Origin of the sequence: Sulfuricurvum sp. (assembly GCF_019163035.1) — a bacterium.
Lineage (GTDB): Bacteria > Campylobacterota > Campylobacteria > Campylobacterales > Sulfurimonadaceae > Sulfuricurvum.
Window position 1 is genome coordinate 1 of record NZ_JAFLKV010000110.1, and the last position, 2,171, is coordinate 2,171.

The window sequence follows — 2,171 nt, forward strand, 5'->3', positions numbered from 1 at the left end:
ATTACACTGCGTTGTTCGAAATAGGGGCGATACTCCTCTTCGTCGATGTCGTATTGGGCTTTTTTGAGGATTTCGCCGTAGTAAGCAGTGTCGTAGCTTTGCAGATCGATATTCGGAGCAATGGCGCGTAACTCTTCGAGCTCTTTTTGTCCTTGTTTGCGAGAGGCATCGATAAGCTCATTTAAAAACTTCAAAACGCTTGTCGTGCTCGGTGCCATTTTGGACGCGAGGGAGTACTCGGCATAGTTCTCAAATCCGAGTAGCGCAGCACTCTCTTGACGAAGTACCATCAGCTCATCGATAATCGCTCCGTTTTGGGGCGCACGTGTTGTGTAGGCACGGTACAGCTCTTCTCGGATAGTGCGGTTAGTCCCATAGGTCATGTAAGCGATGTAGGAGGGCATTTGGAGGGTAAAGCGGTATTTGGTGATGCCGTCTTCTTCAAAGCGGGCATTTTCCAAATCACTCTCTGGGATACCCTCTATATCGGCGGGATCGGTGATGATTTTTTCATACGCGTTGGTCGCATCGAGGACGTTTTGGGAGAAGTCGTTGGTGAGGGTGCTTTTGCGTAGATTGATTTCCGCCAAACGCTCTTTGGAAGCATCATCCAGATGGGCACCCGCAAGTTCAAAATGGAGGATATTGAGATCCAAAATACGGCGCTGTTCGATATTTAGAGAGTCATATTCACGGGCTTTGACACTTTTGAACGCTTCGTAAATATCGAGATTTTGCCCGACAAAGGTGGAGTAATCGGTGAGGATCGGGAGGGCATCGGCGTATACTTTTTGAGACGCTTCGGAGTTTTTGATCGCGTTGATATGCGATAGCGGAGTGAACAACAGCTCCAAATTCTCCTCCATCAGATCAAAAGGGCGGACAAAATTGGCGTAGGTTTTTTCTGGCGTAGCGAGTAAATTCTCTATGGTTTTATGGTTGATCTCGATAAGAGCGTTTAAATCAGTGATAAAAATCTCTAAATTGAGTTTAAATTCGGCAAATGGTTGCATTGGTTCTCCTATAGTTGTGTTATTGTAGTAAAGTGTTTCAAAAAGTATTCTATAATTGCGTAATTTGTCATAGTTAAAAGGTTATTTTTATGAGTACGAAAATCAGATTATTACTTCGTTATATTTTTGTCGGGGCATTGTCCCTTTTCCCTTTGATTTTGGTCATTGTAGTGGTGAATTATCTGAAAAATCTAGGCGTTAGTGCCTATCTTTCACTCCATGACTACACTAACTCGTTTGGTGTGACATTAGCATTGATGGCAGGGGTTATCGCTGTTTTCGCCGTGCTCGGATTTTCGATCGAGAAGTACGGACGCTCAATCTTTGTTTCGATGATTGACAGTACATTTGAGAAAATTCCTGCGATTCGCTCCGTCTACTCGGTCTCTAAAAAACTCGCCGCGATGCTCAGCGGCGGAGAGGACGGAACCAAAAAAGAGGTCGTGTTGGTCGAGTATCCCAAAGAGGGGTTATGGGTTCCCGCCTATTTACTCAACCGTCATGAAAATATCTGTGTTCTTTTTATCCCGACCTCTCCGAACCCTACGAGTGGATATACGGTACTGGTCGATGAAGCGTTGATCAAAAAGACAACCTTGAGCTTACAAGAAGCCTCGTCGTTTATTATCAGTATGGGTGCTGATTTTCCTCAAAAAGAGGAAGTCTCTCGGCTGGTACAAGAGGGTTGAATCGTTAAAAATCTTTTCTGATTTCAGCCCATAATACGGGTGAGGGATGAGTGTCTACTAATGGTGAAGAGGCTCCAACCTGTATGGCACAATAGGTTCGTGCGCTCCATTGATTTGATCCGTTCCAGTTGATTCCTGCCCCTACATCGCTAAGAGTAACGTGATTTTCTCCGTTACTCCAAGTACTTTTGTTGACTTTTAGTTCGGCTCGTTCAAAAAAAGCAATTATTTGGAACTCTTCTTCTTTAATCGGGTCTAGTTTATGACGAATTTCGGCCGTTGTCGAGTACCATGTATCGCCGGAAATCACACCGACATCGTATCCCCGTAGCGCATAGGGACCTCCCGCTGTCATCTTGGCAGAAGAATCCAAATTGTTACTCGCCCACTGTGCCGAAAAATCAAGAAAAAGTTCGCTTTTCGAATCCAATCGTTGTAAACGAGCAAGATAAAGATTCAATTTTGAAAA

At 44.4% G+C, this 2,171-nt stretch carries 3 protein-coding genes; 1 reads left to right on the forward strand and 2 read right to left on the reverse strand.

Annotated features, from left to right (window positions below):
* Nucleotides 1-1,013 (reverse strand): M3 family metallopeptidase (locus JZU62_RS07865; protein WP_295013571.1); only part of this gene is annotated, 1,013 nt, incomplete at its 3' end.
* Nucleotides 1,014-1,102: 89 nt separating this feature from the next.
* Here JZU62_RS07865 and JZU62_RS07870 point away from each other — a divergent pair.
* The gene (locus tag JZU62_RS07870; RefSeq protein ID WP_295013573.1) at nucleotides 1,103-1,702 is read left to right on the forward strand and encodes a DUF502 domain-containing protein; all 600 of its coding nucleotides are present in this window, start codon (nucleotides 1,103-1,105) and stop codon (nucleotides 1,700-1,702) included.
* A 4-nt stretch (nucleotides 1,703-1,706) separates the two neighbouring features.
* On the opposite strand, the gene JZU62_RS07875 is transcribed toward JZU62_RS07870, so the two are convergent.
* A partial coding sequence (locus tag JZU62_RS07875) for a ShlB/FhaC/HecB family hemolysin secretion/activation protein (protein ID WP_295013575.1) occupies nucleotides 1,707-2,171 on the reverse strand: 465 nt, incomplete at its 5' end.

Bases quoted from the DNA above. Each gene is read 5' to 3' on its own strand.
- JZU62_RS07870 (WP_295013573.1), top strand. From the start codon at position 1,103: ATGAGTACGAAAATCAGATTATTACTTCGTTATATTTTTGTCGGGGCA.